Annotated in this window: 15 protein-coding genes; 10 read left to right on the top strand and 5 right to left on the bottom strand. The window is 74.7% G+C overall.

Annotation, left to right across the window (positions count from 1 at the left end; all coding sequences use genetic code 11):
• Nucleotides 1-97 precede the first annotated feature (97 nt).
• The 5 genes from egtA to AB0I79_RS30400 are packed head-to-tail and all read left to right on the top strand — an operon-like array spanning nt 98 to nt 5,816.
• Nucleotides 98-1,384: an ergothioneine biosynthesis glutamate--cysteine ligase EgtA gene (gene egtA / locus AB0I79_RS30380; RefSeq protein ID WP_357879911.1), complete on the top strand. Its 1,287-nt coding sequence runs from the start codon at nt 98-100 to the stop codon at nt 1,382-1,384.
• On the top strand, nt 1,381-2,673 hold the full coding sequence (gene egtB, locus AB0I79_RS30385; RefSeq protein WP_357879914.1) for an ergothioneine biosynthesis protein EgtB: 1,293 nt from the start codon (nt 1,381-1,383) through the stop codon (nt 2,671-2,673). Before egtA ends, egtB begins: the two co-directional genes overlap by 4 nt.
• Nucleotide 2,674: 1 nt before the next feature.
• Entirely contained in the window at nt 2,675-3,382 is a 708-nt protein-coding gene (egtC, locus tag AB0I79_RS30390) for an ergothioneine biosynthesis protein EgtC (RefSeq protein ID WP_357879917.1), read from the top strand.
• A 20-nt stretch (nt 3,383-3,402) separates the two neighbouring features.
• A complete protein-coding gene (gene egtD / locus AB0I79_RS30395; protein ID WP_357879920.1) occupies nt 3,403-4,383 on the top strand; it encodes an L-histidine N(alpha)-methyltransferase in 981 nt (326 codons plus the stop codon).
• Nucleotides 4,380-5,816 carry an aminotransferase class V-fold PLP-dependent enzyme gene (locus tag AB0I79_RS30400; RefSeq protein WP_357879923.1) on the top strand — a complete coding sequence of 479 codons (1,437 nt, stop codon included), beginning with the start codon at nt 4,380-4,382 and terminating at the stop codon, nt 5,814-5,816. Before egtD ends, AB0I79_RS30400 begins: the two co-directional genes overlap by 4 nt.
• Before the next feature lie 53 nt (nt 5,817-5,869).
• Here the strand turns inward: AB0I79_RS30400 and AB0I79_RS30405 are convergent, their stop codons facing one another.
• On the bottom strand, nt 5,870-6,577 hold the full coding sequence (locus tag AB0I79_RS30405; RefSeq protein ID WP_357879927.1) for a TetR/AcrR family transcriptional regulator: 708 nt from the start codon (nt 6,575-6,577) through the stop codon (nt 5,870-5,872).
• Between the two features lie 92 nt (nt 6,578-6,669).
• On the opposite strand from AB0I79_RS30405, the gene AB0I79_RS30410 reads away from it, so the two are divergent.
• Entirely contained in the window at nt 6,670-7,353 is a 684-nt protein-coding gene (locus AB0I79_RS30410; RefSeq protein ID WP_357879930.1) for an NAD(P)H-binding protein, read from the top strand.
• A 58-nt stretch (nt 7,354-7,411) separates the two neighbouring features.
• A complete protein-coding gene (locus AB0I79_RS30415; RefSeq protein WP_357879933.1) occupies nt 7,412-8,635 on the top strand; it encodes a sialidase family protein in 1,224 nt (407 codons plus the stop codon).
• A gap of 201 nt (nt 8,636-8,836) precedes the next feature.
• Here the strand turns inward: AB0I79_RS30415 and AB0I79_RS30420 are convergent, their stop codons facing one another.
• The gene (locus AB0I79_RS30420; RefSeq protein ID WP_357879936.1) at nt 8,837-10,288 is read right to left on the bottom strand and encodes a hypothetical protein; all 1,452 of its coding nucleotides are present in this window, start codon (nt 10,286-10,288) and stop codon (nt 8,837-8,839) included.
• Between the two features lie 108 nt (nt 10,289-10,396).
• Here AB0I79_RS30420 and AB0I79_RS30425 point away from each other — a divergent pair, with 108 nt between their 5' ends.
• A complete protein-coding gene (locus AB0I79_RS30425; RefSeq protein WP_357879938.1) occupies nt 10,397-11,746 on the top strand; it encodes a hypothetical protein in 1,350 nt (449 codons plus the stop codon).
• Nucleotides 11,747-11,846: 100 nt separating this feature from the next.
• Here AB0I79_RS30425 and AB0I79_RS30430 read toward each other — a convergent pair whose 3' ends face one another.
• From AB0I79_RS30430 to AB0I79_RS30440, 3 genes are all read right to left on the bottom strand, one after another.
• Complete coding sequence (locus tag AB0I79_RS30430; RefSeq protein ID WP_357879941.1) at nt 11,847-12,692, bottom strand: LLM class flavin-dependent oxidoreductase; 846 nt, start codon at nt 12,690-12,692, stop codon at nt 11,847-11,849.
• Nucleotides 12,693-12,925: 233 nt separating this feature from the next.
• Nucleotides 12,926-14,824, bottom strand: a complete 1,899-nt coding sequence (locus AB0I79_RS30435; RefSeq protein WP_357879944.1) for a S41 family peptidase — start codon at nt 14,822-14,824, stop codon at nt 12,926-12,928.
• Between the two features lie 111 nt (nt 14,825-14,935).
• Nucleotides 14,936-15,067, bottom strand: a complete 132-nt coding sequence (locus AB0I79_RS30440; protein ID WP_357879947.1) for a hypothetical protein — start codon at nt 15,065-15,067, stop codon at nt 14,936-14,938.
• Nucleotides 15,068-15,170: 103 nt separating this feature from the next.
• Here AB0I79_RS30440 and AB0I79_RS30445 point away from each other — a divergent pair, with 103 nt between their 5' ends.
• Nucleotides 15,171-15,920: a hypothetical protein gene (locus AB0I79_RS30445; RefSeq protein ID WP_357879950.1), complete on the top strand. Its 750-nt coding sequence runs from the start codon at nt 15,171-15,173 to the stop codon at nt 15,918-15,920.
• 96 nt (nt 15,921-16,016) lie between these two features.
• A complete protein-coding gene (locus tag AB0I79_RS30450; RefSeq protein WP_357879953.1) occupies nt 16,017-17,771 on the top strand; it encodes an FUSC family protein in 1,755 nt (584 codons plus the stop codon).
• The last annotated feature ends 55 nt before the right edge of the window (nt 17,772-17,826 follow it).

Consider the following 17,826-nt stretch of genomic DNA (forward strand, 5'->3'; position numbering starts at 1 on the left):
CCGTTACGCGGAAATTCGTGTGTAACGATCCCGCGCCTCCCGGCTCTGTAGTCCCGTGCGCGCCAGCACGACCTGCGGCGCCGGCGAAGGGGAGACGATGATCGGGGTAACGGCCGAGAGCACGCCGCTGCGCGATGCCACGGAGGTGGCGGAGCACGCGCGCCGGTGCTTCCGTCCCGCCGGCGACCGGGTGGGCGTGGAGCTGGAGTTCCTCGTCTTCGACCGCGCGGACCCCGGCGGGCACGTCCCGCTGGAGCGGACCCGGCGGGCCCTGCCCGCGGAGCTGCCGGGCGGCAGCCGGGTGACGTTCGAGCCGGGCGGCCAGGTCGAGCTGTCCGGGCCCGCGGGCTCGCTGCCCGACACGGTGTCCCGCCTGGCCGCCGACGTGGCCGTCGTGCGTGACGGGCTGCGCGCCGCCGGCCTGGCGCTGGGCGGCGTGGGGCTCGACCCGGTGCGTCCCCCGTGCCGCCAGCTCGGCCTGCCCCGCTACGAGGCGATGGCCGAGTTCCTGGGGGCGCCGTACGGGCCGCTGATGATGTGCTCCACCGCGTCGATCCAGGTCAACCTGGACTTCGGGCGCCGGCCGGCCGTCCGGTGGGAGCGCGCGCACGCGCTCGGGCCCGTGCTGCTCGCCGCCTTCGCCAACTCCCCGCTGAGCGGGGGCAGGCCGTACGGGTGGATGTCGGGACGCCAGGACGTCTGGAACCACCTCGACCCCACCAGGACCAGGCCGGTCCCGGTCACGGGCGACCCCGTCGCCGACTGGGCCGCGTACCTGCTGGACGCCCGGCTGATGCTGGTGCGGGAGGACGCCGAGCGCTACCGGCCGGTACGCGACGGCTCGACGTTCCGCGACTGGCTGGAGGGCGGCGGCGGGAGACGACCCACGCCGGACGACCTCGCCTACCACGCCACCACCGTCTTCCCGCCGGTCCGGCCCCGGGGGTGGCTGGAGATCCGCTACCTGGACGCGCAACATCCGGCGAGCTGGCCGGTGTGCGTGGCCGTGACCCACGCCCTCATCACCGACGACCGCGCCGCCGACGTCGCGATGGCCGCCGTCGCGTCCCGGCAGACGGCCCCGTACCAGGAGGAATGGGACAGGGCCGCGCGGTGCGGGCTGGCGGACCCGCGGCTCAGGGACGCCGCCGAGGCGTGCTTCCGCGCCGCGCTGGAGGCGCTGCCGCGGCTCGGCGCGGACGCCGCCCTGGTCGGAGCGGTGGCCGCGTTCGCCGACCGGCACGTCAGCACCGGCCGCTCGCCGGCGAGCGACCTGATGGACCCGGCGGCGCGGCACCCGTCCCCGGCGTGGCTGGACCACCACGACCCCGGCACCCCGCCCGACGATCCCAGGCACGACCACGGACACGAAGGACGCGCATGAACGACATCAAGGAACGCATCGCCAGGGAGCTCATCGCGGTGCGCGACCGTTCGCTCACCTACACGGCCGCCGAGGACGACCTCCTGGTACGCCAGCACTCCCCCCTCATGTCCCCCCTCGTCTGGGACCTGGCCCACGTCGGCAACTACGAGGAGCTCTGGGTGCTGCGCGCCGCCGCCGGCATCACCCCGCTCCGCCCCGAGATCGACGACATCTACGACGCCTTCAAGACCCCGCGCAAGGACCGCCCCAGCCTGCCGTTCCTGCGCCCCGTCGAGGCGCGCGGCTACATCGAGGGCGTACGCGGCCGCGTGCTCGACGTCCTCGACTCGATCGACCTGGAGGGCCCGTCGCCGCTGCACCGCGACGGGTTCGTGTTCGGCCTGGTGATCCAGCACGAGCACCAGCACGACGAGACCATGCTCGCCACCCTGCAGCTCTCCGGCCGGCCGGGCCTGGTCCGCGACGGCGACCTGCCGCCGGGCCGTGCCGGCGGCCCCGAGGAGGTGCACGTCCCGGCCGGGCCGTTCCTCATGGGCACCGACACGCTGCCGTGGGCCTACGACAACGAGCGCCCGGCCACCTGGGTGGACCTGCCCGGCTACTGGATCGACCGGCTGCCGGTCGGCAACCGCGCGTACCTGGCGTTCATCGAGGACGGCGGCTACGACGACCCGCGCTGGTGGACCCCCGAGGGCTGGCAGTGGCGGCAGCGCCGCGGCATCACCGCCCCGCTGTTCTGGACCAGGGACGGCGGCGCCTGGCACCGCACCCGCTTCGGCCGCGTCGAGCCCGTCCCCATGGACGAGCCCGTCCAGCACGTGAGCTGGTACGAGGCCGACGCCTACGCGCGCTGGGCCGGCAAGCGGCTGCCCACCGAGGCCGAGTGGGAGAAGGCGTGCGGCTGGGACCCCGAGGCGCATCGGTCCAGGCGCTACCCGTGGGGCGAGGCCGACCCCGGCCCCTCCCTGGCGAACCTCGGCCACCGCGCCTCCCACCCCGCCCCCCTCGGCGCGTACCCGGCGGGGGCCAGCGCCTACGGGGCCGAGCAGATGGTGGGGGACGTGTGGGAGTGGACCGGCTCCTGGTTCCACGGGTACCCGGGGTTCCGCAGCTTCCCGTACAAGGAGTACAGCGAGGTGTTCTTCGGCGAGGAGTACCGCGTGCTGCGCGGCGGCTCCTGGGCTGCCGACCCGGCGGCGGTACGCACCACGTTCAGGAACTGGGACTACCCGATCCGCAGGCAGATCTTCACCGGCTTCCGCTGCGCCCGGTCGGAGCTGGTGTGAGATGTGCAGGCACGCCGCCTGGCTGGGCGCCGAGCGCCCGCTCACCTCGCTCATCGACGAGCCCGAGTACGGGCTGCTCAAGCAGTCGTACGCGCCCCGCCGCCAGCGGCACGGGCTGATCAACGCCGACGGGTACGGCATGGGCTGGTACGCCCCCGGCCGTCCCGAGCCGGTGCGTTACCGCCGTTCCGTGCCCATCTGGACCGACGCCAACCTGGCGGGCCTGTCCGCGGTGGCCCGCTCGACGTGCCTGCTGGCCGCCGTGCGCTCGGCCACCGTCGGCATGCCGGTCGAGGAGAGCGCCACCGCGCCGTTCACCGACCGTACCTGGCTGCTCAGCCACAACGGCCGCGTCGCCCGCGACGCGGTCAAGGACCTCTGCGACGGCGCCGAGAGCACCTGCGACGCCGCCTGGGTCGCCGGTGCCGTCTTCCAGCGCGGGCGCGCCGGCGCCGGCCTGGGCGAGGCGCTGGCCGAGGTCGTCCAACGGGCCGGGGAGAAGGACCCCGCCGCCCGCCTGAACCTGCTCGCCACCGACGGCACGACCATCGCCGCGACCGTCTGGGGCGACACCCTGTTCCACCACCGACTCCACGACGGCGTGCTGGTGGCCAGCGAACCGCTCGACGACCTGGCCGGCTGGCAGGCCGTGCCCGAGCGGAGCCTGCTGACCGTCACCCGCGACGACGTGACCGTCCAGCCGTTGTGAACCCGTCTCCAGGAGGCCTCGTGCCCGTCACCCAGTCCACCGTGCACGTCATCAGCCATCTTGACCGCGACTACCTGCGCCAGGCCCTCGAACACGACGTCACCACCGGCCTGACGTCCAGCCCCAAGTGGCTGCCGCCCAAGTGGTTCTACGACGCCGCCGGCAGCGAGTTGTTCTCCCGTATCACCCGGTTGCCCGAGTACTACCCGACCCGGCGCGAGCTGGCCATCCTGCGCGCGCGGGCCGCCGACGTGGCGGCCGTCTCCCGCGCGGACACGCTGGTCGAGCTGGGCTCGGGCACCAGCGAGAAGACCGTGCTGCTGCTGGACGCCCTGGCGGCGGCGGGCACGCTGCGCGGCTACACGCCGGTGGACGTGGACGCCGTCACCCTGGAGTCCGCGGCGCACCGGCTGGCCGGGCGCTACCCGGGGCTGGCCGTACGGGCCGTGTGCGCCGACTTCGAACGCCACCTGGCGCTGCTGCCCCGCAACGGGCGGCGGATGGTGGCCTTCCTCGGCGGCACCATCGGCAACCTCGAACCGGCCGCCCGCGCGGTGTTCCTCAAGGAGCTGCGGGCCACGCTGCGGGCCGGGGACACGTTCCTGCTCGGGGCCGACCTGGTCAAGGACAGGGGACGGCTGGTGGCCGCCTACGACGATGCCGCGGGGGTGACGGCCGAGTTCAACAGGAACGTGCTGCGCGTGATCAACAGGGAGCTGGACGCGGACTTCGAGCCCGAGGCGTTCGAGCACGTGGCCCTGTACGACGAGCGGCACGACTGGATCGAGATGCGGCTGCGGGCCTCGCGGGAGATGCGGGTGCGGGTCGGCGGGCTCGGGCTGGCGGTGCCGTTCGGGGCGGGGGAGGAGATGCGTACCGAGATCAGCGCCAAGTTCCGGCCGGAGGGGTTGCGGGCGGAGCTCGCGGCGGCGGGCTTCGAGGTACGCCGCCACTACACCGACCCGTCGGAGGACTTCGCCCTGGTCCTGGCCGAGGCGTGACCACCCCCGCGCCCCCCGGCTCCGCGCCCGGTACCGGCCCCGGCTCCGCGGTCGGCGTCGGTGCCGGGCCCGAGGCCGGGTGCGGGTTCGGGGCGGAGGCCGTGTCCAGGAGGTGGCGGGCGGCGCGGGGTGTGGTGCCTCCCGGGCATCTCGACGCGGCCGGGTGCAACGTGCCGAGCGATCGGGTGCTCGACGCGATGACGGCGCACCTGCGGCTGGAACGCGAACGTGGCGGCTACGGCGCCGTCCCCGACCTCACCGCCGCCCGTTCGGCCCTGACCGCCCTCGTCGGCCCCCGACCGGACGACGGCGCCTCAGGAGACGCGCCGGTGCGGCCGGGAGGCGCGGCGGCGGGCCCGGGGCGCGTGCCGGTAGGGCCAGGAGGTGTGGCGGCGGGGCCGGCGGGCGTGGCGGCGGGGGCGGGGCACGTGGCGTTCCTGGAGAGCGGGACGGCGGCGATGGCGGCGCTGCTGGGTGGATGGCGGCTCGGCCCGGGCAGCCGCGTCGGCTGCGCGCGCACCGAGTACGGCAGCACGCTGATGCTGCTGCGCCGCCTGGCCGCCCGGCGCGGCTGGCGGCTCGTCGAGCTGCCGGTGGACGGCGACGCCCGCATCGACCCCGACGGCGTACGGGCCCGGCTGGCGTCGGGGCTGGACCTCGTGGTCGTCTCGCACCTCGGCTCCCATCACGGCGTCGTGCAACCGGCGCCGGAGATCGGGGCCCTGTGCCGGGCGGCGGGGGTGCCGTTCGTACTGGACGTCTGCCAGTCGCTGGGGCACGTGGAGGTACGAGGAGCGGGGGCCACCGCCTACGTGGGCACCTCCCGCAAGTGGCTGGCCGGCCCCCGCGGCGTCGGCTTCCTGATCGTGCCCGGCCTGACCCCGGCCATGGACGCTCCGGCCCCCACCCTCAGCGGCCACCTCTGGAGTGACCTCCCGCCGGAGCCCGGCGGCGTGTGGGACGAGCCGTGGCCGGAGGGCGGCGGCCGGGCTCGGGGAGGGGAGGCGTCGCAGTGGGCCGGCGTGGTGCCGGTTGAGGGGGCGGCGCGTTACGAGAGCTCGGAGGGTCCCATCGCCGCCAGGGTGGGGCTCGGCGTCGCGGCCCAGGAGCACCACGTGCTCGGCCCGGCCGCCGTCCACGCCCACCTGGCCGACCTGGGCCGCACGGCACGCGGCCTGCTCGACGGGGCGGGCGGCTGGCGGGTGGCCGAGCCGCTCGACGAGCCCTCGGCCCTCGTCACGCTCACCCCGCCGCCCGGCGACACGGCCGAGCGCGCCGCCGCCCGCGCCGCCGAGGCGTCCCTGCTGGTGGGCGTCGTCCCTACGGCTCGCGCCCCGCTGCACCTGCGCGAGCCCGTCCTCCGCGTCTCCCCGCCACCCGGCACCCCGCTCGACACCCTGCAAGCCCTGGCCCGCATCCTCGCCACCACCTGACCGGCCCAGGACCGCCCGGCCCGTCCAGAGCCGCCCGTCCCGCGCTGCCCGGTTCAACGGCCGGCGGGCAGCCCCAGGGAGGTGATGAGGTCGCGGATCTCCTCCCGGTACAACTTCTCCGGATGCCGGGTCTGCGTACGCAGATGCCCGTGCACCTCCAGGGCGACGAGCCCGTGCATGCGCCCCCACACCCGCAGCGCCAGCGCGACGGCGGCGGGCGGCAGCCCCGGATGTGACGCGCGGACCTCGTCGGCGAGGCCGGGCCCGAAGTCCGACCAGTCGTGCCCGCCCTCGGGCTGCCGGCCGGCGGCGTGCGGCCAGGCCGCGGCCACGAGCGTGACGAGCCCGGCGCAGGCGCGGCGCTCCGCTTCCGGGGCGGGCCCGCCGGGCGGTGGCCGGTAGTCCGGGACCGGCTCGCCGTAGACCAGCCGGAACCCTTCGGGGTTGGCGGTGGCCCAGCCGCGGAACGTCTCCGCCCACGCCAGCAGCCGCCCGGCGGCGTCCTCGGCGGGCAGGGCGCCGCAGGCCTCGTCGATCTCGTCGATGAGCCCGGTGTAGACGTCGTCGATGAGGGCGGTGAGCAGGTCGTCGCGGGTGGCGTAGTAGCCGTAGAGCGCCCCGGCCGTCATCCCCATCCGGCGCGCGATGGCCCGCAGGGTGACCGCGCCCGGCCCGCCCTCGGCCAGCAGCGCCATGGCGGTCTCCTTGATCTCCCGGACCGTCTGGGCCCGGAGCCGCTCCCGCCTGCTCCCGTCGATCACGTTGACACCCTACCGCGTTCAGTGTCTAAGCTGTGCTCACTAACTACACGGCGTTCAGTGACTGAACGCCGTACACGGAGGAGTGCGGGTTCATGCGTATCGGAGTGTTCGGAGCCACGGGCGTCATCGGGTCGCGGGTCGTCGCGGAGGCGGTGCGACGCGGGCAGCACGTCACCGCGTTCACCAGGGACGCCTCCCGCCTGCCCGCCGACGCGGGGGAGGTCGCCTGGCGCGTCGCCGACGTCCAGGACGTGCCCGGTGTGACGGCCGCCGTCGCGGGGCTGGACGTGATCGTGAACGCGCTCAACGCCGGCCGCGACATCGCTGAGACGATCGCCAACGCCCACGTGCTGCCCGCCGCCGCCCGGTCGCTGCTCCAGGCGCTGGAGTCGCACCCCGCCGCCCGATTGATCGTCGTCGGAGGAGCGGGAAGCCTCGAGGTACGCCCAGGGCTGCAGGTGGTGGACACCGAGGGCTTCGCCGAAGGACTGCCGGAGCATCTCGGCGTCCCGGAGGAGTACGTCAAGGTCGTGCTCGCCCACCGCGAGGCGCTGGCGCTCTACCGCCTGTCCAACCGCAACTGGACCTACCTCAGCCCCTCGGCGGCCCGCGTCGAGCCCGGCCGGCGTACCGGCAGGTTCCGCGTGGGCGGCGACCAGTTGCTGGTACGCGAGGACGGCACCAGCGACATCTCCGCCGAGGACCTGGCCGTCGCCGTCCTCGACGAGGCCGAGCTGCCCCGCCACGTCCAGCGGCGCTTCACCGTCGGCTACTGATCGAGGAGGTTGGCCGCGGCGCCGGCGTGGGGATCATCACTGCGAGATGGAGGCGATCATGCAGAGATTACGCACGCTGGGCGCCGCGATCGGCGCCGTCGTGGCCGTGGCGGTCACCGCCTCGCCCGCCGCGGCCGCGCAGCCGCCCACCCACACCTGGCACAAGCAGACCCTGTGGAGGCAGTACACCAGCACCGACCCGGCCACCGGAGCGACGGTCACCACCTGCTACCGGCTCCCGGCCGTCGTCAGGACCGCCAGGAACGTGCTGCTCGCCTTCGCGGAGCGGCGCAACAGGAACAACTGCGCCGACCACGGCGCGTTCGACGTCGTCATGCGCCGCTCCACCGACAACGGCGTGACCTGGGAGGCGAGCAGGACCGTCCTGGCGAGCACCGCGGGGGCGGCACTTCAGGGGAACGCGACCGTGGTGGCCGACTCCGCCGGCCCGGTGTTCCTGTTCACGACCTCCGAGCCGACCCCGACCCAGACCACGCCCCGCACCCCGAAGGTCCAGGTCAGCACCGACGACGGGCGTACGTGGTCGGCGCCCGACGACCTGTCCGACGAGATCAAGGCCCCGGCGGGGGCGGGCGACTGGTTCGCCACCGGCCCGGGGCACGGGATCCAGCTCACGCGCGGCGAGCACGCGGGCCGGCTCGTCGTGCCCGTCTACTTCGCCGTGGGGAGCCGGCAGAGCGTACGGCTGGTCTACAGCGACGACCACGGCGGCTCCTGGAAGATCGGCGCGACCGCCACGTACGACAAGGCGGTGCTCAAGCTGGGCGAGCAGACGCTGGTCGAGCGGACCGACGGCAGCATCCTCGTGATCGCGCGCAACGGCGCCGTCCCCGACGACCAGACCTCCGTGCACGGCCTGGCCCGCGGCGTCAGCAGGGACGGCGGGCTGACCTTCGACGGCGGCTTCCGCGCCGACAGCGCCATCACCGCGCCGCCCACCCACCCCGCCCTGCTCCGCCAGCGCTGGGACGGCGGCCCGTACACGCGCATCCTGCTGTCGGCGCCCGCCACCCCCAAGACGAACAACAACGCGGTGGGCATGAACGTGCGCTCCTCCTTCGACGAGGGCGCGACCTGGCGCAACTACAACGGCACGACCGACAACGCCGGCGTGCGGATCGACGCGGACCACGCCGGGTACTCGGACATGGCGCTACTCGGCAACGGCGCGATCGGCGTGCTGTACGAGGCGGGCGCGGCCCGCTTCCGTGATGAGATCCGGTGGAACTGGTTCTGGGAGAGCGCCATCGGCCTGCGCTGAGCGGTTCGCCGCCGGGCCCGGTGCGTGGTTCGCCATCGGGCCCGACGTGCGCTTCGCCCCCGTTCACCCCGCGCCCGCCGATCACCAACGGTCATCTCCGGTCATCTCCGGTCGCCCCAGGTCGCCCCACGTCACCTCAGATCGCCTTCAGGCGCCCCGGGTCGATGCGCGAGGTCGTGCCGATCGGTGAGCCGGCGCGGCTCAGCCGGGGGCGAAGAGCCGTTCGACGGCCGCCGACACCCGGCGCGCGAACGGTGACGCGCTGGCCGGCCCGTGGAAAGGCTGCGTGGCGCCGTCCGTGACGGCCTCGACGGTGGCGAGGTCCGCGCCGGGATGGCAGACCACGTCCGCGGGCGGCAGGTCGGCGAGCAGGAACTCGCCGTGGTCGGCGCGGGCGGCGGACGGGTGGGCGGCGCGGCGGACCCAGCGCGGGTGGTCGTCGCGGTCCAGCCGGTAGACGCCGGGCCCCTGGCCGGCCGCGACCCGTACGGAGGACTCGCCGCGCAGCCGGACCCGTATGGAGAACGGGCCGCCGCGCTGGGTCGCGCGCAGCAGGCTGACGTGGTTGAACTCCTGCGGGTCCGCCAGCCAGCTCACCCGCCCGCCCAGCATCACCACGAGGTGGGCCAGCACGAACGGGGGCACGCCGACGGCCTGCTGGTTGGCCGCCGACACCTCGGTGCTCTCGTCGCAGCGCCACCTGATCGCCGACAGGTAGACCCGCTCGCTCGGCGTGATCAGGCCACGCAGGCCGAACAGCCCGGCGACGCCGTACCTGCGCCATCCCCAGACCGCGATGCGCTCCGCGCACTCGACGAGCAGCGCGGCGGCCGGCACCGGCCACGGGCGCGACCAGTCGTGGCCGGCGCTGCACAGCGGGCCCACGCCCAGCTCGGGGACGCCGGTCGTCTCGTGCGAGGGCCGGTCCACGTACACGCTGACCCCGCCCGCGCCGTCCGGGACGCTGAGCACGGTGACGGCGCACGGCCAGCCCTCCACGTACGCGGCCACCCGGTACGGGCCCAGCAGCCGCGCCGCCCTGGCCATGTCGTCGTCGCCCGAGACGATCACGGTGCCACGCCCGCCGGAGACGCCGCCCGCCTGCACCACGACCCGCTCGGCGCCGACCGCGCGCCGCAGCTCCGCCAGGCTCGGCAGCCGCTCGGCCGGTACGCAGCGGATCCGCGCCACGGCCGGCACCCCCGCCGCGCGCAGCAGGTCGTCGAACAGGTGCCTGGCCTCGATCGTGGCACGCACGCCCGCGTCGATCGCCGCGACCGTGCCGCCAGGGCCCGCCAGCTCCTGGAGCTGGGCGCCCGCATGGCAGGTGGCGATGACGGGCGGGCGGTCCAGCTTGACCAGGTGCCGGGCGGCGTCGTGGCGCACGCGCCGCAGCCAGCCGCGCCGCTCGGGCACCGAACGGCTGCCCGTGTGCTCCTCCGCGGCGACGACCATGCCGGGCAGCGCCGGGTCCCACGCCGAGTAGCAGCCGATGCCCAGCGCGGGGCGCAGCGCCTCGATGGGCATCGGCCCGGTGTAACCGGTGCGCAGGGCGGTGCTGTACCGGTCGACGACGACCAGGGGTCTGCCCGCCAGCGCGCCCAGCAGTTCGGCGTGAGCCGCCTCGGCCGCCGCCCCGTCCATCCCTGCCATCCCGCCTCCTTCTCGTCCGCCGGTCACGTCACGGTCCGCTCTCTTGACGGTGCGCTGCGTACGGCGCATCGTCGAGGGCACCGCGATGTGAAGCGATGTGAAGATGAGATGCCGCCACGGCGCACCCGCCCCGTCGTGAACCGGGCCCTGGCCGCGTTGATCGAGCAGGCCGGCTGGACGCACGCGGCCACCGCGCAGCACGTGAACGCCGTCGCGGCGGAGAGCGGCGAGCGCCTGCACTACGACCGTTCGGCGGTGGGGCACTGGCTGACCGGCACCGTGCCCAGGCCCGAGGCGGTGCACGCGGCCGTGGAGGCGTTCCGCCGCCGGCTCGGCCGGCCGGACCTCTCGCCGCGGCACCTCGGCTGGCCGGACCCCGCCGTCGCCCCGCCCGCCGAGGACCCCTGGGGCGGCGACCCGGTCGCCCGGCTGGCCACGCTGGGCGAGGACGACCTGCTCAACCGCCGTACCGTGCTGACCGCGGGCACGTTCACCCTGGCCGCGCTGTCCGGCCTGGCCATCAGGCGAGGGACCCCGAACGCGCCAGGCCGCGCCTCCCGCGCGGGCGCCGGCGACGTGGCCCGCCTGCGCGCCGCCACGGCGGCCTTCGCCGACCTCGACGACCAGTACGGCGGCGGCCACGCCCGCGCCGCCGTCGCCGCCTACCTGTCGCGCGAGGTGACACCGCTGCTGCGCCGGGCGAGCGGGCGCACCCGCCCCGACCTGTTCACCGCGGCGGCCGAGCTGAGCTACCTGGCCGCGTACATGGCCATGGACGCGGGCGCGAACGTCCTGGCCCAGCGCTACTACATCAGCACCGTACGGCTCGCGGACGAGGCCGGCGACCTGGTGCTGCGCGCGACGGCCTTACGCAGCATGGCCGTGCAGGCGGCCGAGCTGGGCCACGACGGCGAGGCGCTCGCGCTGGCCGACGCCGCCGCCTCGGCCCTCGGCGGGCACGGCCCCCGGCGCATGCTGGCCTGGATCACCGGCATGCGCGCGGAGGCGCACGCGGCGGCCGGCACCCGCTGGGACGCGCTGAACCTCCTGCACCGCACCGAGTCCCAGCTCGAACGCGCCGACTCCCCGCCGGAGACCGAGTGGCTGGGCAACTACCGGCGCGAGTCCCTGGAGCACCAGATCGGCCTGACCCTCACCCAGCTCGGCGACCACGCCACCGCCGCCCGCCACTTCATGGCGTCCATGGAGGCGCGGCGGCCGGTCGAGCTGCGCACGCGGGTGCTGATCGGGCTGCGGGCGGCGCACGCCTGCCTGCGCGCCGGCGACCCGGAGCAGGCCGCGGTCACCGTCCTCGGTCTCAGCGACGACGTGCGGCTGATCGCGTCGGCCCGGGTGCACGACGAGCTGCGCCGCCTGCGGGCGGGCTGGCAGCCGTACCGCGCCAGCCCGCTCGTCGCCGAGGCGGACGGCGCCGTGTCGGGCCGGGACCACACCTGACCCGGCGCAGCCGGCTGGGACGGGGCGACCCCGAGCGCCCGGTTCAGGCCGCCCGGATCGGCCCGCCCGGATCGGCCCGGGCGGCTCGGAGCAGGTCGGCTCAGAGCAGGTCGGCGAAGCGGTCGACCTGTTCGGGGTCGCGGCCGAAGCAGTAGAGCATGACCTCGTCCGCCCCGAGATCGCCGAGTTGGGCGACGGCGTCCCGGATCGCGCCGGGGGTGGTGAGCATCCCCGAGACCATGTAGTCCGCGACGCCGGACGAGGCGTAGTAGGCGCCCATCGCCGCCCGGGCCTCGTCGATCACGGGCTCGGGCCCGATGGCGGCGCCGACCTGGGCGACGATCCGTGGCGAGCCGTCGCGCCCGTGTGCCTTCCAGGCGGTCCGCACGGTGTCGAACAGCCCGCCGGCCCAGGAGGGCGGGGCGGCGGCCAGGAAGCCGTCGCCCCAGCGGGCCACCCGTTCCAGCGCGCGGGGCTTGAAGCCGCCGATCAGCACCTCGGGGCCGCCCGGCCGGGCGGGTGCGGGCCCGACGGGGCCGGCGCCGGCCCCGTACGGCTCGCCGGACCACAGCCGCCGCATCGTGGCGAGCTGTTCGTCCATGCGGCGGCCACGGGTACGCAGGTCGGTGCCGGCGGCCACGTGGTCGTCCGCCCGGCCGCCGACGCCGACGCCCAGGACGAACCGGCCGCCGCTGAGCCGGTCGAGGGTCGCGGCCTGCTTGGCGAGCAGCGCGGTCTCCCGCAGCGGGGGCAGGAGGACTTCGGTCTGGAGCCGGATCCTGGTGGTGGCGCCGGCGAGGACGGCGAGGGTGACCAGCGGCTCGGGGTTGTCGTAGACGAGACGGTCGAGCAGGCCCAGGGTGGTGAAGGGGCCCGCTTCGGCCCTGCTGGCCCAGTCGAGCAGCGACTCGGGGTCGGTGACGGGCAGGCCGAGGCCGACGTGCATGGAATTCCTCCGAACGAAGAGACGGCAAAGGACCGTGCCGCCCCTTCGGCACCCCGTGGCGCGGGGTGTGCGCTTCCGCTCTGCGGCGTACTTCTGGAAAGCGCTGATTCGAGTGGTGATCACCCTACAGCAGCAGCGAAGGGCCCCGCACCGGTGCGGGGCCCTTCAGGCGGCCATTCGGCTCTCAGCCGGGCACTGCGCCCGTCAGGTGAGCACTGCGGCCCTTCAAGCGGTCACCGCGGCAGGATCGTCCGGGCGGCGACCAGCTCGCCGCCCTGGAACCCCTCCACCCGGATGACGTGCGCGGACCCGGCGCCCGGCGCCGGCACGGTCGTGACCTGCTGCGTCACGTCCACCGACGCCGTGGGCCTGCCGTCGAGGTAGATGTCGGCCCGGTCCACGAGCGCGGTCGTGAGCGTCACCTGCGCGGCGGAGACCTGCACGTCGAGCCGCCGCACCGGCTGCCCGGAGAGGATCTCGCCGGCCTTGGCGAGCAGGTCCTCGTTGCCCTGCAGCACGTCCTTGCGGGTCATCCGGTGGCGGAAGTCCGGCACCACCCCGAGGTCCTCGACGGGCGTGCCTGCCAGGTCGTGCACGCGCAGCGTGCGCCGGATCGACACCCGCATGCCCGCCCCGCCGGGCAGCGGCTGGTACGGGCTGCCCGAGGCGGGGGAGGGCAGTTCGAGCAGGAGCTTGAGCAGATCGTGCGTCCACACGTTGGCGCCGCCCGCGCCCGTGTTGTCGTCCGTGCCGAGGATCTTGCCGATCTGGTGGTCCTGGAAGCCGCCGGCGAAGATGTCGGTCGCCGAGTAGCAGAGCGCGTTGGTGATCAGCACGACGGGGCCGAAGTACTGCTGGCCGATCGCGTTCGCCCCGTCGGCCGGGGTGATGGAGAACGCGCCCGAGTAGACGGCGCCCGTCTCCAGCGCCTGCTCCATGGACGGGCACCAGGGGCCGAGGTCGATCTGGCCGGTCGGGTTCTCCTGGTGCTGGCGGCAGATCCGCAGGTTCAGGTTCGTCGTGATGAACTGCGTCGGCTCCGGCACGATCGGGCGTGGCGTGAGCGTCTGCAGCAGGAACTCGCTGGCGAAGATGTGCCCGCCGCCGTTGTCGCGGACGTCCAGGATCAGCCCGTTCTGCGGCAGCAGCCCGATGAGCCGGACGAACTCGCGGACGAACGCGTCGGGATCGTTGACGCTGAAGCTGAACACGCGGATGTGGCCGAAGGTGCCCGACGGCGTGACGACGCTCCTGGCGCGGAAGAAGCCGGGCATGGAGGTGGGGATGTCCGCGCCGGCCTCGGCGGGCTCGGCCGTCAGCTCGGCGCCCCCCAGGCTCTCCTGCGGGGTGACGGCCTCGGGCACGTACAGCAGCTTGAGCGCCCGGGAGATCTCGTCCGCGCCGAGGTCGAGGCCCTGGGCCGTGGCGGCGACGGACAGCTCGTCGGCGTTCACGAACGGCGGCAGGTTGTCGCTGACGCGCCAGGTCTCGCTCAGCTCGCGGCGGATCCCGTCCTGGCCGACGTAGGTGAGCACCACCCAGGACTCGTCCGGCGGCACGTGCACGCGCAGCGGCCTGATCGTCATCGACTGCAGGCCGCGCGCGTGCCGGGCCGCCGGGTTGCTGCCCGCGAACCTGCTCGCGTTGATGTCCACCGCCCGGTCGATCGGGATGCCGTTCCAGTGCGTCACCTCGACGCCGGGGCCGAAGCCGGGGGCGGAGAAGTCCTGCAGCGTCCGGGTGACCACGTAGTGGCGCCGCTCGCCGTCGTAGTGCTCCTCGATGAGGTACGGGAGGAAGGCGATCTTGCCGGAGAACGGCTGCGGCAGCAGGTAGTTGGTGTGCAGGTCGCGTACCGAGTGGAAGATCTCGGACAGGTCGGCGTGGAAGCGCCATTCCGGGTCCATGGTCTGCGGGGTCTGCCTGCTCAGGCGCACGGCGAGCAGCCGCAGCCGCTGTACCGGGTTCACGGCGTGCATCGCGGCCTTCAGCGGCAGATGCACGTAGTTCTGCTCGATGAGCACCAGCGCCTGCTGGACCAGGAGTCTCCTGTCGTCGAGTGTGAGTTTGTCCGCCGTGCGCAGGAAGTCATCGAGCTCCTGCTTCGCGACCCCGCTCGTGGGCTCGGTCATCTTCGTCCACCCGTTCCGGTCGTCCGCGCGGAAATCCTTCCCGCGCTCGAATACCGGCACGCTTTCACCGGGGGCGCGAGTGCCGCCACGGGAGGCGTCCTAGGGGTTTCCCTAGCGTGCGCGGATTTTGCCTGCCGAAGCGGCACCACCACCGCGCCGCGGGCGCAGGTGCCGAAGTCGCGCGGACGCGGTGCCGTCGATCAGCAGGCCGCCGGTGATCTGGACATCGTACGAGGCGCTCAAGCGTCTCTCCTCCGCCACGCAGGGGCTTCTCGGCTGTCGCGGCGGGTGTGGAACGTGCTATTCAAAGATCGTAATCGTGGCTCTTGGGTGGATTGGGGTGGGGATGGAAGTCGGGTTCAACGAGTTGTACGCGGCCTGCCAGCCGATCGTCTACGGGGACATGGCGCGGGGACGGCAGGCGCTGACGGCGCTGCTGCCGGAGGCGTGGCGGCGGGGGCCGCGCTGGGGGCTCGCGATGATCCACGCGATGCTCGCCGACCTCCACGGCCGGGCCGGGGACGTGCCGGGCGGGATCGAGCACTTCCGGGCCGCGGTCGACCTGGGCTGGAACGACTGCCTGTCCATCTGGTCCGATCCCGGCTTCGCCGGGCTGGCCCGCAGCCCGCACTTCGCCGGCATCTACGGTCGCGTGTGGATCTCACCCGCCGATCTGGAGGAACTGCGGTGGCTGCGCGCCGAGGCCACCGCGATCTCGCAGCAGCTCAGCTGGATCGCGGCCGAGAACATCGGCCGGGTCGACCACGGCTCCACCGACGTCTTCTACGCCCCCCTGCCCACCCGCGCCCCCGACGGCGCGGGCGTGCTCGCCGCCCGCATGTCCCTGGCCATCATGCAGCGCATCGGCCTCGACCTCGTCGCCTCCTCGGACATCACCCGCATCAGCGGCCAGATAGCCGTGGACGCCATCGGCGAGTCCGCCTACTCGCAAGGGGACATCTGGCGCTCGGCGGACCTCGCGGGATCCCGGGCCGCCGCCCGCCACGCCTCCGCCCAGGCCCGCGCCTTCCGCCCCACCCCTGGGCTGTCCACCGTGCCGGTCCCCGCCTCCACCCTCCCGCGTACCGGCTGGTGAACCACGGACCACACGGCGCGATCCCGCCTGCCCGCCCGTCGAGCCGGGTACCTGGTCCGATTGTTTTACGAGTAAAACACCCGGTAAGCTTTATGGGTGAGTGCCATCCCCTTCCACCAGTTCAGGCCCCGTGTCCGCATGCCCGTCCGAGCCGCGCTGCGCCTCGCCCCGCTCGGCGACATCTGGCACAAACCCGCCCTCAGCGGGGTGGCCGCACTCGCCGTGGTGCTGCTCGCGCTGCTCCTGGCGGGGCGGCTGGACCTGACCCTGTACGCCTCCGCCGGGGCCATGTGCGCCCTGTACGGGCACGGCCTGCCGTACGCGGCCCGGGCCAGGGCGCTGGGATGGGTCGTGCTGGGGATGCTGGCCGGCACCGCCGCCGCCCTCGTCACGGCGGCGCTCACCGACTCGGTCGCCATCCGCGTGGCGGTGGCCGCCCTGCTGGCGGGGTTGCACAAGGCGGCCTGCGACGCGACCAGGATCGGCCCGCCCGGCAACGTCGTGCTCACCTTCATCGCGGCCAGCGCCGCCTTCGTCCCCGAGCAGCGCCTCGCCGACGTCCCCGCGCACGTGGGGCTGGGGGTGCTCGGCGGGCTCGTGGCCTGGGCGGTGGGGATGGCGCCGGGCCTCCTCCGCCCTGACGGCCCGGAACGCATCGCGGTCGCCCGCGCCCTGGAGGCGACGGCCCGGCTCCTGCACGCCCGCGACGAGGACGCGTGCAGCGCGCGGGATGGCGACGCTCGGCAGGCGCGCCATGCTGCGGCGACGGCCGTCAACGCCGCGTGGCAGACGCTGCTGCGCGCCGGCGATCGGCGCGAAGGGCTGCGACGGCTGCTGGTGCGGGCCGAGTCGGTCGCCGCCGCCCGCATCGGCGACCGAGAGCCCAGCGACCGAGTAGCCGGCGACCGCCAGGCCGGCGACCGCCAGGCCGGCGACCGCGAGGCCTGTGATCGCGAGGCCTGTGACCGCGAGCCCATCGACCGCGAGCCCGGCGGCGGGGTGGACGCCGACACGCTGCTGGGGTGGGCGCGCGAGCTGCGCAAGGGCCGCCCAGTCCCCGAGCCGCCGCTCTGCGACGCGCGAACGCAGGCCGCCGAGCAGGCGGAACTGACCGGCATCGCAGCCGAGCGCGTCGAACGGACAGGACGACCCGCAAGCTCCCCGCCGGCTCTCCTGGCCCGCTGGTGGCGGGTCGTCGTGATGGTGGCCGGCGGGGCGGCGCTTGCGGGGTGGGTGTCGATGGCGCTCGGCGTGGGCAGGCCGTACTGGGCCGTCGTGACGGCGGCGGCCGTGTTCGCCGCGAACACCACCATGTCGTGGAGCCGCGCGCTCCAGCGCGTGGTGGGCAACCTGCTCGGCGTCGCCCTGTTCACCCTGATCGTCCCCGTGACCAGGTGGGGCGCGGTGGCGCTCGTCGTGGCCGTGCTGGTCCTGCAGTTCGTCACCGAGGCGGCGATCACCCGCAACTACTGGCTGGGCAGCGTGTTCGTCGCCCCCATGGCCATGCTGATGACCGAGTTCGCGGGGGCGGAGCCGGTGCCCGCGCTCGTGGCCGATCGCTGGCTGGACACCTGCCTCGGGGCCGCCGCCGGGCTGCTGGCCTGCGTTCTGCTGCCCGACCGGCGGGCCGCCGCCCGCGTACGGGATGGGCTGGAACGGCTGGAGCGGCTGGTCGAGGAGCCGCTCACCGGGGGCCGCGCAGCTCGCGACCGGTTGCGTGCCGCTCTGGTGGAGCTGCGCGAGGCGGCCGACATCGCGGCGGGCGAGTGGTGGAGCGCGGCGCTGCCGCAGGAACGGATCGCCGCCGCCGAGCGAGCCGGCCACCACCGGCTGGCCGAGCTGTCGGCGTGACCTCGGCCGTGGTCGGCGCAGGCGCCGCCGGCGCGTACGATCGTGAGCCATCGGA

This window comes from Nonomuraea sp. NPDC050202, assembly GCF_040656115.1.
Taxonomy (GTDB): Bacteria; Actinomycetota; Actinomycetes; order Streptosporangiales; family Streptosporangiaceae; genus Nonomuraea.

Excerpts from the sequence above, each read along its gene's own strand:
- egtA (WP_357879911.1), top strand. The coding sequence starts at position 98 with ATGATCGGGGTAACGGCCGAGAGCACGCCGCTGCGCGATGCCACGGAG.
- egtB (WP_357879914.1), top strand. The coding sequence starts at position 1,381 with ATGAACGACATCAAGGAACGCATCGCCAGGGAGCTCATCGCGGTGCGC.
- egtC (WP_357879917.1), top strand. The coding sequence starts at position 2,675 with ATGTGCAGGCACGCCGCCTGGCTGGGCGCCGAGCGCCCGCTCACCTCG.
- AB0I79_RS30410 (WP_357879930.1), top strand. The coding sequence starts at position 6,670 with ATGCGTATCGGAGTGTTCGGAGCCACGGGCGTCATCGGGTCGCGGGTC.
- AB0I79_RS30415 (WP_357879933.1), top strand. The coding sequence starts at position 7,412 with ATGCAGAGATTACGCACGCTGGGCGCCGCGATCGGCGCCGTCGTGGCC.
- AB0I79_RS30420 (WP_357879936.1), bottom strand. The coding sequence starts at position 10,288 with ATGGCAGGGATGGACGGGGCGGCGGCCGAGGCGGCTCACGCCGAACTG.
- AB0I79_RS30425 (WP_357879938.1), top strand. The coding sequence starts at position 10,397 with ATGCCGCCACGGCGCACCCGCCCCGTCGTGAACCGGGCCCTGGCCGCG.
- AB0I79_RS30430 (WP_357879941.1), bottom strand. The coding sequence starts at position 12,692 with ATGCACGTCGGCCTCGGCCTGCCCGTCACCGACCCCGAGTCGCTGCTC.
- AB0I79_RS30435 (WP_357879944.1), bottom strand. The coding sequence starts at position 14,824 with ATGACCGAGCCCACGAGCGGGGTCGCGAAGCAGGAGCTCGATGACTTC.
- AB0I79_RS30445 (WP_357879950.1), top strand. The coding sequence starts at position 15,171 with ATGGAAGTCGGGTTCAACGAGTTGTACGCGGCCTGCCAGCCGATCGTC.